Annotated in this window: 8 protein-coding genes; 3 read left to right on the top strand and 5 right to left on the bottom strand. The window is 73.1% G+C overall.

From position 1 onward, the window contains the following. Window positions 1-21: 21 nt before the first annotated feature. Both Cus16_RS12875 and Cus16_RS12870 read right to left on the bottom strand, forming a co-directional pair. A complete protein-coding gene (locus Cus16_RS12875; RefSeq protein WP_069713063.1) occupies window positions 22-807 on the bottom strand; it encodes a dienelactone hydrolase family protein in 786 nt (261 codons plus the stop codon). Between the two features lie 84 nt (window positions 808-891). Further along, the gene (locus tag Cus16_RS12870) at window positions 892-2,319 is read right to left on the bottom strand and encodes a glucose-6-phosphate dehydrogenase (protein WP_069713062.1); all 1,428 of its coding nucleotides are present in this window, start codon (window positions 2,317-2,319) and stop codon (window positions 892-894) included. An 81-nt stretch (window positions 2,320-2,400) separates the two neighbouring features. Here Cus16_RS12870 and Cus16_RS12865 point away from each other — a divergent pair, with 81 nt between their 5' ends. From Cus16_RS12865 to Cus16_RS12855, 3 genes are all read left to right on the top strand, one after another. Continuing rightward, window positions 2,401-3,555, top strand: a complete 1,155-nt coding sequence (locus tag Cus16_RS12865) for a Gfo/Idh/MocA family protein (protein WP_069713061.1) — start codon at window positions 2,401-2,403, stop codon at window positions 3,553-3,555. Between the two features lie 56 nt (window positions 3,556-3,611). After that, a complete protein-coding gene (locus Cus16_RS12860) occupies window positions 3,612-5,426 on the top strand; it encodes a thiamine pyrophosphate-requiring protein (protein WP_069713060.1) in 1,815 nt (604 codons plus the stop codon). A 112-nt stretch (window positions 5,427-5,538) separates the two neighbouring features. Next, on the top strand, window positions 5,539-7,911 hold the full coding sequence (locus tag Cus16_RS12855) for a bifunctional metallophosphatase/5'-nucleotidase (protein WP_069713059.1): 2,373 nt from the start codon (window positions 5,539-5,541) through the stop codon (window positions 7,909-7,911). Between the two features lie 257 nt (window positions 7,912-8,168). On the opposite strand, the gene Cus16_RS12850 is transcribed toward Cus16_RS12855, so the two are convergent. The 3 genes from Cus16_RS12850 to efeU are packed head-to-tail and all read right to left on the bottom strand — an operon-like array spanning window position 8,169 to window position 12,344. Next, window positions 8,169-9,449, bottom strand: coding sequence for a Dyp-type peroxidase (locus Cus16_RS12850; protein WP_069713058.1), 1,281 nt, complete (start codon window positions 9,447-9,449; stop codon window positions 8,169-8,171). Then, complete coding sequence (gene efeO / locus Cus16_RS12845; RefSeq protein WP_069713057.1) at window positions 9,446-10,696, bottom strand: iron uptake system protein EfeO; 1,251 nt, start codon at window positions 10,694-10,696, stop codon at window positions 9,446-9,448. The genes Cus16_RS12850 and efeO overlap by 4 nt, the downstream gene beginning before the upstream one ends. Next, window positions 10,683-12,344: an iron uptake transporter permease EfeU gene (efeU, locus tag Cus16_RS12840; RefSeq protein ID WP_069713056.1), complete on the bottom strand. Its 1,662-nt coding sequence runs from the start codon at window positions 12,342-12,344 to the stop codon at window positions 10,683-10,685. Before efeU ends, efeO begins: the two co-directional genes overlap by 14 nt. Window positions 12,345-12,372 lie beyond the last annotated feature (28 nt).

Below are 12,372 nucleotides of genomic sequence, written 5' to 3'. Positions count from 1 at the left end.
GCCCTCGGCGTGTCGCCGGGGTCAGGCGACGGTCGGTTCCTCGTCGAACACCTCGGCCAGGAACACCTGCAGCGCCTGCCACGAGCGACGGTCCGCGCGCTCCTGGTACTGCGCCCCGTGGTCCGGCGCATCGGTGCCCGGCACGGCGAACGCGTGCATCGCCCCGGCGTACGTCACGACCTGCCAGTCGACGGTCGGCACGGCGCGCATCTCGTCCTGCCACTCGGCGACCTTCGTGTCCGGCACCATCGGGTCCGCTCCCCCGGTGAGCACGAGGAGCTTGGCCCGGATCGCGGAGGCGTCCGAGTCCTCGTGGACGATCAGCCCGCCGTGGAACGAGACGGCTCCGGCCAGGTCGGCACCCGTGCGCGCGAGCTCGAGCGCCCCGGAACCACCGAAGCAGTAGCCCATCACGACGATGCGCGAGTGGTCGACGTCCGGGTCGGCGCGGAGCTGCTCGAGCCCGGCGGTCAGGCGCGCGCGGAACAGCGGCAGGTCCTGGTAGTACGAGCCCGCGACCTGGCCGGCGGTGTCGTCGCCGGGGCGCACGCCCTCGCCGTAGACGTCCGCGCCGAAGGCCACGTAGCCGAGGCGCGCGAGCATCGTGACGCGGGCCTCGACGTGCTCGTTGACGCCGTGCCAGTCGTGGACCACGAGCACGCCGGGGCGCGGGCCGGACGCGGCGTGGTCCTTCGCGAGGACGCCGAGCAGCGCGGTGCCCTCGTGGTCGTAGCGGACGGGCTCGACGCGGACGTCGGAGCCGGCGGGAGCGGGGACGGTGGACAGGACGTCGTCGGTGGTCTTCACGTCACCGGACGCTACGCCCGGTGACCAGGAGACGGACGGGAGGCGCGGTGCCAGCTGGCACCGCACCTCCCGTCCGTCACCGCATCAGCAGTCGATGTTGTCCCACGTCTCGGGACCGGCCGACCCCGCCGCGTACTCGTCGAGCGGGGTCTCGCCCGCTCGCCAGGCCTGCAGGAACGGCTCGACGACCTTCCACCCCTGCACCGCGCTGTCGCCGCGGACCGACAGGGTGGCGTCGCCCTCGAGCACCCCGGCGAGGACCTCGCCGTACGCGCTGAGGCGTCCGGGGTTGAACGTCGTCGCCAGCGAGGTGTGGTCGATCGTGTACGGGTCGCCCGGGCCGTTGACGTTGAGCTCGAGCTGCATCTCGTCCGGGGCGATCCAGATGCGGAGCTTGTCCGGCCGTTCGGCGCCGGACAGCCCGTTCGGCACGTGCGGCGAGTCCTTGAACGTGATGACGATCTCGCGCCGCTGCTGCTCGAGCGCCTTGCCGGACCGGAGCGTGAACGGCACACCGGCCCAGCGCCAGTTCGCGACCTCGAGGGTGAGCTGGGCGAGCGTCTCGGTGCCGAGCGAGGGGTCGACGCCGTCCTCGTCGACGTACGAGGGCAGCGAACGCTCGCCGATCGTCCCCGCGGTGTACCGGGCGCGCTTGCCGGCGGCCACGACGTCGCCGCCCCACGGGCGGACGGCGCGGAGCACGAGCTCCTTCTGCGTGCGGAGGTCGTCGGCGTCGATCGAGGCGGGTGCCTCCATCGCGACGACGGCCATCACCTGCAGCAGGTGGCTCTGGATCATGTCGACGAGCGCGCCGGCCTTGTCGTAGTAGCGCGCCCGGCCCTCGAGCCCGAGGGTCTCGTCGTAGACGATGTCGACGCGGGAGACGTGCTGCGACGACAGCAGCGGCTCGATGATGCGGTTCGCGAAGCGCAGGCCGAGCAGGTTGAGCACGGTCGAGCGGCCGAGGAAGTGGTCGACCCGGTGGATGCGCTCCTCGGGGAGGAACGAGTGCAGCACGTCGTTGAGCTGCTCGGCGCTCGCGGCGTCGGTGCCGAACGGCTTCTCGAGGGCCAGGCGCGTGCCCGACGGCAGGTCGAGGCCCTCGAGCACCGCGCAGCTCTTCTCGGTCACGGCCGGCGGCAGCGCGAAGTAGATCGCGGGGTCGTGCTCGCACGCGGCGAGCAGGCTCGTCAGGTCGTCGGCGCTCGTGACGTCGGCCCGGTGGTAGCTCGAGGCCTCGATCACGGCGACGAGGCGCGGGCTGAGCCGCTCGCCGTCGTCGTCGTGCGCACCCTCGTCCTCCTCGTTCTTCGACGCCTGCGCGTTCTCGAACGACGTGCGCACCTGCGCCTTCCAGTCGGCGTCGGAGATGTCCTCGACGCCGGCGCCGACGAGTTGGACGTCCCAGTCCTCCTTGACGTCGAGGAGGGTGGCGAGACCCGGCAGCAGCAGCCGCTTGGACAGGTCGCCGCTGGCACCGAGGATGAGCAGGCTGGTCTGGAGGCTCGACATGCCCCAGACGGTACTCACGCCGTCCGGCGCGTGGCCGGGTCGCGTCGCTACGGTGGGTGCAGTCCGGCGCGAGGGAGCACCATGAGCAGTGGGTACGGAGGGCGACGCCTCCGCGTCGCCGTGGTCGGGACGGGCATGATCGCCGGCGTCCACGCCCGGGCCGCCCGCGCGGCCGGGGCCGAGGTGACCGGCGTGCTGGGACGCACCCCCTCCCGTTCCGAGCGGGTCGCCGCACAGCTCGACGTGCCGCGCGGGTACGCCTCGCTCGACGAGGTCCTGGCCGACGCACCGGACGTCGTGCACGTCTGCACCCCGAACGACCAGCACCACCCCCAGGCCCTCGCCGTGGTCCGGGCGGGCGTCCACGTGGTGTGCGAGAAGCCCCTGGCGATCGACGCCGTGCAGGCGTCCGAGCTGGTCGAGGCCGCACGTGCGGCCGGTGTCGTGGCGACCGTCCCGTTCGTCTACCGCTACCACCCGGTCGTCCGCGAGATCCGGGCGCGGATCGCCGCCGGGGAGCTCGGGCGCCTGCTCGGCGTCCACGGGCACTACCTGCAGGACTGGATGCTCGACGAGGACGCCTCGTCGTGGCGCGTCGACGCCGGCGCCGGCGGACTGTCGCGCGCCTTCGCCGACATCGGCTCGCACTGGTGCGACCTCGTCGAGTTCGTCACGGGCGAGCCCTTCGCCTCGGTCTCCGCCGCGACCGACGTCGTCCACCAGACCCGACCGGCGGCCTCCGGGCCCTCGTTCTCGGGCTCGCCGGACGCGGACCCGCTCGCCGACGCGACCCAGCGCGCGGAGGTGACGACCGAGGACACCGCGGTCGCGACGTTCCGCACCGGCGCCGGTCGCATCGGCAACGTCGTGGTCTCGCAGGTGTCCGCGGGGCGGAAGAACCGGCTGTGGTTCGAGGTGGACGGCACCCTGGGGTCCGCGGCGTTCGACCAGGAGCAGCCCGAGTCGGCCTGGTTCGGCACCGAGCGCGGCGCGCAGATCGTCGTCCGCGACCCCTCCCAGGGGTTCCCGGACCAGCGTCGTCTGGCGGTCGTGCCGGCGGGGCACCCGCAGGGGTACCTCGACGCGTTCGCGGCGTTCGTCGCCGACACGTACGCGGCGGTACGGGGCGAGACGCCGGAGGGCCTGCCGACCTTCGCCGACGGCGCCCGGGCGGCCCGGGTGATCGACGCCGTGGTGGCCAGCGCGGTCGACGGGACGTGGCGCACCATCGGGTGACGGGCGGCCGGTCGCAGACCTGGACGCGTACAGGATCCGACGAGCACGGTGGACGCATGAGCACCACCGTGAGCGACTTCGTCATCGACCGCATCAAGGCGTGGGGCGTCTCCCGCGTGTTCGGGTACCCCGGCGACGGCATCGGTGCCTTCGACGGCGCCCTGGGGAAGGCCGACGGCAGCGAGCGCGAGCTCGAGTACGTCCGCCCGACGCACGAGGAGATCGCGGCGCTGATGGCGACCGCCCACGCGAAGTTCACCGGCGAGGTCGGCGTGTGCGTCGCGACGTCGAGCCCCGGGGCGTTCCACCTGCTCAACGGGCTGTACGACGCGCAGATGGACAACCAGCCCGTCGTCGCGATCGTCGGGCAGCAGGGGCTCGCGTCGATCGGCACGTTCACGCAGCAGGAGTCGAACCTCGAGCGCGTGTTCGCCGACGTCGCGTGCTACGTCGAGACGGTCGCGACCCCGGACGCGGTCCAGGTCGTCGTCGACACCGCCTTCCGCACGGCGATGCTCCGCAAGCAGCCGGCCGTCGTCGTGCTCCCCCACGACGTGCAGGCCATGGCGTACGAGGCTCCCGCCGCCGAGCACTGGGTGTCGCGGTCGAGCGACGCCGCCCCGTCCACCCGGATCGTCCCGCCGCAGGACGAGATCGCCCGCTTCGCCGAGATCCTCAACGCCGGCGAGCGCGTCTCGTTCATCGTCGGTGCCGGGGCCCGCGGTGCGACGGACCTGGTGCTGGCCGCCGCCGAGAAGACCGGTGCCGGCATCATCACCGCGCTGCGCGGCAAGGACGTCGTGCCCTCCGACGTGCCGTACCACACGCAGCAGGTCGGGCTCCTCGGCTCCCGTCCGAGCCTGACGCAGGTCAAGGAGTGCGACACGATCGTGCTCCTCGGCTCGAACTACCCCTACGGCGAGTACCTGCCGGCGAGCGGTCAGGCCCGCGGCGTGCAGGTGGACATCAAGCCCGAGCAGATGGGGCTGCGCTACCCGACCGAGCTCAACCTGTGGGGCGACGTCGGCGCGACGCTCGAGGCCGTGCTCCCGCTCCTCCGCGACAAGCAGGACACCGCGTGGCAGGACAAGCTCGCCGGCGAGATGCGCGAGTGGGAGGCCGAGATGGACCGCCAGGCCGAGGTCGCCTACGACGACGGCGTGAACCCGCGCCGGGTCATCCGCGCCGTCAACCAGCGCCTGCCCGAGGGCGTCACGGTGACGTGCGACGCCGGCACCACCGCCGACTGGTACGGCCACCACATCCGGCTGCGCCGCGGCATGCACGGTGACATGTCCGGACGACTCGCGACGATGCTCGCCGCGATGCCCTACGCCGTGACGGCGAAGTTCGCCTTCCCGGACGCCCCGGCCGTGTGCACGATCGGCGACGGCGCGTTCCAGATGCTCGGCATGAACGAGCTCATCACCGTGAAGAAGTACATGGCCCAGTGGCCGAACCAGCAGCTCGTCATCGTCGTCATGCACAACGACGACCTCGGCCAGGTCTCGTGGGAGATGCGGACCGAGGACGGCAACCCGATGTGGTCCGGCTCGCAGGACGTCGAGTCGATGGACTACGCCGGCTACGCGGAGCTGCTCGGGTTCACGGGCATCGCGGTGCACCGCGACGACGAGGTCGAGGCCGCCGTTGAGCGGGCCTTCGCGAACCCCGGCGTCACGCTCATCGACGCGTACGTCAGCCGGAACGTCCCGCCCCTGCCGCCGCACATCACCGCCGAGTACGCGGTCAACACGGCGAAGAGCCTGCTCAAGGGCGACCCGGCGGAGCTCGGCGTGATCAAGGACTCGGCGAAGGCGATGGCCGCCGAGGCCGTCGAGCGGGTGAAGGGCGCCCTCGGCCGCGACTGACCCGGCGGTTGTCCCCCGATCGGGAGGATCGTCCCCCGTGGTGTGAACAACACGTGACGTGTCGGGCCGGGGCCTGGCGTGTTGTCTGTGGGATTTCGTAGGTTCAGCGCCGATGAACGCTCACTCCTCCCCGCGCCGCCGGCGCCTGGCCGGGGCCTCGGCCCTGGTCGCCGCCGGCGTCCTCACCGCCCTCACCGTCCCCTCCGCGGCACTCGCCGCCGAGGGCGACACCACCATCGACATCCTCGACGTCAACGACTTCCACGGTCGCATCGAGTCCGAGGGCACCGCCGCCGACAAGGCCGCCGGTGCCGCGAAGCTCGCCGCCGTGGTGCAGTCCTACCGCGAGTCCAACCCGAACACGATCTTCGCCAGCGTCGGCGACAACGTCGGCGCCTCGACCTTCACGTCGCTCATCCAGCAGGACGCGCCGACGATCGACGCCCTCAACGCGATGGACCTCGACGTCAGCGCGATCGGCAACCACGAGCTCGACAAGGGCCAGGACGACCTGACCGGACGCATCGAGGACCGCGCGCAGTGGCCCTACGTGTCGTCGAACATCGTCAAGGCGGGCACCACCGACCCGGCCTTCACGCCGTGGTCGATCGTCGAGCGCGGGGGCGTCAAGGTCGGCTTCATCGGCGCCACCACCGAGGACCTCATCCCCGGGCTCGTCAGCCCCGGCGGCGTGCAGGGCCTGGCGATGGCACCGATCGTCAGCCAGGTGAACCGCTACGCCGACGAGCTCACCGACGGCAAGGCCGACAACGGCGAGGCCGACGTGCTCGTGCTGCTCGTCCACGAGGGCGCCACCACGGGTGCGCTCGCGGACGCCACCGGCACGGGCGCCTTCGGGAAGATCACCTCGGGCGTCTCGTCGAAGGTGTCGGCGATCGTGTCGGCCCACACGCACGCGACGTACGACCACTCGATCCCGGGTCCGGACGGGACCGTCCGTCCGGTGATCCAGACCGGGTCCTACGGCGTGAACTACGGCCACCTGCAGCTCACCGTCGGTGCCGACAAGGAGCTGAAGTCGATCACGTCCGAGGTGCAGTCGGTGAACGGCTCCACGCGCGTGCCGGCGGACCAGACCTCGGTGCAGGAGGTGAGCGGCATCGTCACCGCGGCGAAGGCGAAGGCGGACGTCGAGGGCGCGAAGAAGCTCGGCGACATCACCGCCGACCTGCGTCGTGCCGTGCAGTCGGACCGGAAGACCGAGAACCGCGGTGGTGAGTCCGTGCTCGGCAACTACATCGCCGAGGTGCAGCGGTCGGCCACAGAGCGCCAGGGCTCGCAGGTCGCCTTCATGAACCCGGGCGGTCTCCGGACCGACATGCTGTTCGCCTCGAGCGGGGCGGGCGACCCCGACGGGCAGGTCACCTACAAGGAGGCCGCTCTCGTCCAGCCGTTCGCGAACACCCTCGTCACCGAGGACATGACCGGGCAGCAGATCAAGGACGCCCTCGAGCAGCAGTGGCAGCCGGACGGCCTCGAGCGTCCGTTCCTCAAGCTCGGCGTCTCGGACGGCTTCGCGTACACGTACGACCCCGACGCCGCCCGTGGCGCGCGCATCACCGGGATGACCCTCGACGGCGCCCCGATCGCGCTCGACGACACCCTCAAGGTCACGGTGAACTCGTTCCTGTCGACCGGTGGCGACAACTTCGCCGCCTTCGCCTCGGGGACGAACAAGGCCGACTCGGGCACCGTCGACCTGCAGGCCCAGGTGGACTACTTCGTCGCGAACCCCGTCGTCACGCCGCCGACCGACCAGCGTGCCGTCGGCGTCGTGACGACCCCGGTCCCGGCCGCGGGCTTCCAGCCCGGTGACGAGGTCTCGGTCGCCCTGTCGTCCCTCGTCTTCAGCAGCGACGACCCCGCGGCAGCCGGCTCGGTGTCCGTCAGCGCGGGCGACGTCCTGCTCGCGGAGTCCCCGATCGACCCCACGATCGTGGACAAGCGCGACGAGCAGGGTCGCGCGACCCTGACCTTCACGGTCCCCGAGGGCACCGTCGCCACGCCCGCTGACGCTCGTGCCTCGGCACTCGCGGCTGCGCCGACCGCGGCCGCGCCGACCGCGACCACCGACGAGCCGCTCGTCGTGACCCTGCCGAACGGTCAGACGATCACCCTCGCCGTCACCGTGCCGATCGAGACCGCCGCCGAGCCGACGGACCCGACCGACCCGACCGACCCGACGGACCCCACCGACCCGGGGACCCCGGGTGCCGGTGACCCGACCGCCCCGGGCGCGGGCCTGCCGGGCGACGGCACCGGCACCGGCACCGGCGACGTGGACGGCGACGGCGTCGCCGACGGCGTCCGTCCGGGCACGGCCGGTGGCGACCTCGCCTTCACCGGCGCCGACCTGGTCGTCCCGGGCATCGCCGCCGGTGTCCTGCTGCTCGCCGGCGCGCTGGGCCTGGTGCTCGCCCGCCGGAAGCGCGCCGAGCGCGAGGCGACGGTCCTGACGGACTGACACCGCGCCTCCCGGCCGACGGCACGCGACGGGCCGTCCCACCTCGGTGGGGCGGCCCGTCCCGCTGTCCGCTGCCGGAAGACACGGCCTGTTCCACCGGTCCGCGAGGTACGCTCCCCCTGTCGCATCGCGACGCGTCGCGCCGGGTCGCCCCCCCCCAGGGCCGGACGGTGGTTCCGTCCGCCGACTCCGCGACGCGGGTGTCCTCCGTCTCCAGGGAAACGACGGAGGACACCCACCTCAGCTCCGCGGGCCGGTCAGCGGAAGAGCTGCTCCCCGACGTACGACCCCTTCCGCGGCGCCGGCGGGACGGCGAAGACGCCGGACCCGATGTGCGACACGTACTCGTTCAGACGGTCCGACGCCCCGAGCTTCCGCTGCAGCCGCGTGAAGTGCTCCGGGTCGGTCGTGTAGGCCGCGAAGAGCAACCCGGCGTCGAGCTGGCCGTACTGGTTCAGCCCGTCCGTGTAGTTGTAGCCGCGGCGCAGGATCTTCACGCCGCCGTTATTCTCGTGCGCGGCGAGCGCGACGTGCGACCGCGGGTCGATCGCGGTCCCGCCGTCCGCACCGGCTCCGTGCGCGGCCGCGTGGAAGTCCGGCGTGGTGTGCTCGGTCCCGCCGGAGAGCGGGGCGCCCTCCACCTTCGTACGGCCGAAGACCCGCTGCTGGTCGCGCACGACGTCGGCGTCCCACGTCTCCAGGTTCATCCGGATCTTCCGGACCACCTGGTACGTGCCACCGGCCATCCACCCGGCGTCGTCGTCGAGCCAGACGAAGCGGTCGTACTCCTCGTTCGTCGAGACGTTGCGGGTGCCGTCCTTGAAGCCCATCAGGTTCCGCGGCGTCGACTGCGACGGACCGGCGGAGGCGCGGCCGAAGCCGATCACCGTCCACCGCACGGTCGCGGTCCCACGGGCCATCCGCGCCAGGTCGCGCACGGCGTGGTACGCCACCTGCGGGTCGTCGGCGCAGGCCTGCAGGGAGAGGTCCCCGCCGGTCAGGCCGTCCTCGAGGGCGTCGCTCGGCAGGGTCGGGATCGCCGCGAGGTGCACCGGGCGCTTCGCCGCGAGCCCGAAGCGCTCGTCGAACACCCCGGGGCCGAGGCCGACGGTGACCGTGAGGGACGCGGGACCGAGGTCGAGTGCTTCCCCCGTGTCCGCGCCGACGCCCTCGCCGTGTGCGGGCTCGACGCTGCCGATCGTCCGACCGGCCTGCAGCTGCGCGATCGCCGCCGACCACCGGGCGAGCAGCACCTGCAGCTCGGTGGCGGTGGAGGCGGTCAGGTCGAACACCATGAACACGCAGTGCCGCTGCGGGGTCGTCCGGATCCCGCCCTGCGGCTGCCGTGCCGCCGTCGCGTAGAACGGCACCTGCTGGGAGAGGTCGATGGACTCGTCGGCGTTGCCGGCGGCGGCGAACGGGTCGACCCCGGTCGCCACCGTGGCCCCGGCGACACCTGCGACCGCGCCGACGCCGGCACCGGCCGCGGCGAGCCCGGCGCCGAGCAGACCACGGCGCGAGAACCGTGACGCGGTCACGCCGTCGCGACCTTCTCGGCCAGGCGGGACAGCGGGTCCTGGAGCGCCTGGACCTGCTGCGAGATGCGGTTGGCGTCCTCCGCCTTCGCGGCGGCGTCCCACGTGCTGAAGCCGCCGAGGGCGTTCGCGTCGCGGAACCCGTCCATCATCGTGTTCGTCGCGTCGAACTGCGCGGCGATCTGCTTCGTGAGGGCCGGGTCCACCTTCGTCAGGCCGGGCTTGAGGTACGCGAAGGCCTGCCGGGCGCCCTCGACGTTCGCGGCCAGGTCGACCAGGTCGATGTGGCTGTACGCCTCCTCCTCCCCGGTGATCTTGTTCGACTGGACCTCCTCGAGCAGCCCGGCGGCGCCGTTCGCCAGGTCCTCCGGCTTGTAGTGCAGCGTCGGCACGAGCTTCGCGAGGAGCTGCACGTTCGCGGTCAGGTCGGCGGCGGTCTGCTTCGTCGACGCCGTGATCGCGCCGGCCTGGAACAGGTCCCTCTCGACGGCGTGGAACCCGCTCCAGCCGACGGCGGCGTCGAGGTTCGACTGCCGCATGTCGACGAGGTAGTCGAGGTTGCCCGCGTTGTCGGTGGCGCTGTGGCCCTGCTTGACGAAGCCGTCGACGTCGCTCTCGACGTGCTCGTAGAACGGCCGGGCGGCCGCGTAGTCGCGCTTCGCCGCGTCGAGGTCCCCGGCGTCGACGTCGGTCTGCAGCTGCCGGACGGCGGTCACCATGTCGGTCACCTGGCCGTCGACGTAGGTCGCGTAGCCCGTCGCGCCGTCGGCGAGCAGGGCCGCGGCGCTGCTGTCGGCGGTCGCCGCCGCCTTCCCGGTGACGGTGAAGTCGGTCAGCTCCTCGGCCGCGCCGGGGCAGTACACCTGGTACTTGCCGCCGGTCAGGGTCGCGGTGAAGCGGACGGGGTCGAGGCCCGGGGCGAGGTTCTCCTTCTCGCCGAGGATGCGCTGGTCCTGCAGGAGCTCCACCTCGGTGATGGCGGTGGACGACTCGTTGTGCACGGTGAACGTGACGGGGCCCGCGGGGACCTTCGTGGTCGACACGGCGCAGGCGTCGGAGCCGTCGTTCGTCAACGTGATGGTGACGCGGGACACCCGGCCGGTGCCGCCGGTCGCGTCGTCGGCCGGCGTGCTGCCGGCCGAGCACCCGGTCAGGGTCAGGGCAGCGGCGACACCCAGGGCGCCGAGGGCGAGCAGGGGTCGGGCGGTCGTCGTGGCGGTCGGGATCGTGGGGGTCCTACCGAACGGCATGGTCGAGGCTCCTCGCAGGGACGTCGGCGGGCGGGCCGCGCGACGGGTCGGTTCCGGGGGTGGTGGTCGTGGGGGTCCGGACGCGGCGCCGGTCACGGAGCGCGAGCGCGGCCTGGGCGGCCGCCGCGACGAGCAGCGCGAGCGGCAGCCAGGCGTTCCAGAGGCGCAGCTCGGCGGCACGCGTCTGCGCGGCGGCGAGGTCCGCCGCCGCACGGTCCGCGTCGGCGGGCGGGACGGTCCAGACGTCGCGGTCCAGCGTGGTCGTCCGGGCGGCCGGGAGGCCCCCACCGCGCAGCGTGAGGACGTCGCGTTCCGAGCCGGTCGCCTCCAGGACGCCGCCCTGCACGGTCGTGAGGGTCACGGTGTCGCGGACGGTCCAGTCGGCGGCGAACGGGCCGGGGTTCGTCGACGGGGAGACGCCGACCGGGACCCGGCCGAACAGCCCGATGAGCTGGTCGAGCGTCAGCGAGGCCGGCCGGTCGGCGGACGGGACGTCCTCGGTGACCTGCCACTGGTCGGCGCTGGTGCCCGCGCGGGCGACGCGGCGGTGGGCCGACGCGGGCAGGGTGATCCTCCCCTCGGTCTCGGCCGTCCCGTCGCTCCGCAAGCTCCGCGACGCGCCGGTACCGGACCGAGTGGGCCCCTCCTCCCGGCCGCGGCCCGCCACCCGGAGGACCGCGGCGTCCCCGTCGACCGACGCCGTGACGGCGCGCGCGTCGCCGGTGACGGCGACCGTGCGGGGCAGCTCCGTGCCGCCGCCGGAGGGCACGGCGACCGCGAGCACGACGGCCGTCGCGGCGAAGGCTGCGGCGAGGACGGCGCGCACCCGCGGGACGCGCCGCGGCGACGGCCGCCATGCGCGCGGCCAGAGCGCGACGGCGAGGACCGGGACGACGTAGAGGACCCAGCCGAGCACCTCGACGACGCGCGGGTCGGCGGGGATGCCGAGCACGCCGGTGACGAGCGCGCCGCGGACCGAGCCGTTCGGGGCGAGCCAGCCGAGGTCGACCGTCCGCTGCTGGCCGATGACGAGCCGCCCGGCCTCGTGCGCGTGGCGGAGCGCGGTGAGGACGAGGCCGCCCGCGACGAACACGAGGAAGACGCCCGTGACGGTGAAGAACCGGCCGAGGTCGAGCCGCACGCCGCCGGTGTAGATGCCGTACCCGATGAGCACCGCCACGGCGATGCCGATCACGGCGCCGAGGGCCGCGGTCCCGGTGTCCGTCGACGCCTGGAAGGTCGCGAGCAGGAACACCGCGGTCTCGAAGCCCTCCTTGAGGACCGCGAGGAACGCCATGCCGGCGAGGGCCCAGGCGGTGCCGCGGCCCAGGGCTGCTGACGCGCTCGCCTGCAGGTCCCGCGAGAGGGTCCGCGCGTGGGTCCGCATCCAGACGACCATCCCGGTCACGAAGACGACCGCGACGGCGCCGATGACGGTCTCCATGCCCTCCTGCTCGGCCTGCGGCAGGGCCTGCTCGACGAGCTGCAGGCCGAAGCCGACGGCGATGCTCAGGGCGACCGCGACACCGACGCCGGTCCACATCGGGGTCAGCGGAGCGCGGTTGCGACGGAGGAACGCGGCGATGATGCCGACGATGAGCGTCGCTTCGAGGCCTTCGCGGAGACCGATGACGAGGGTGGCGATCATGGCGAAGGTGAGGCTAACCTAACCAGCC

The organism is Curtobacterium sp. ER1/6 (assembly GCF_001742745.1).
GTDB lineage: Bacteria > Actinomycetota > Actinomycetes > Actinomycetales > Microbacteriaceae > Curtobacterium > Curtobacterium citri.
This window is presented reverse-complemented; position numbering and strand designations above follow the sequence as displayed.

Coding starts and splice junctions, on each gene's coding strand:
- Cus16_RS12870 (WP_069713062.1), bottom strand. CDS start 2,319: ATGTCGAGCCTCCAGACCAGCCTGCTCATCCTCGGTGCCAGCGGCGAC.
- Cus16_RS12865 (WP_069713061.1), top strand. CDS start 2,401: ATGAGCAGTGGGTACGGAGGGCGACGCCTCCGCGTCGCCGTGGTCGGG.
- Cus16_RS12860 (WP_069713060.1), top strand. CDS start 3,612: ATGAGCACCACCGTGAGCGACTTCGTCATCGACCGCATCAAGGCGTGG.
- Cus16_RS12855 (WP_069713059.1), top strand. CDS start 5,539: ATGAACGCTCACTCCTCCCCGCGCCGCCGGCGCCTGGCCGGGGCCTCG.
- efeO (WP_069713057.1), bottom strand. CDS start 10,696: ATGCCGTTCGGTAGGACCCCCACGATCCCGACCGCCACGACGACCGCC.
- efeU (WP_069713056.1), bottom strand. CDS start 12,344: ATGATCGCCACCCTCGTCATCGGTCTCCGCGAAGGCCTCGAAGCGACG.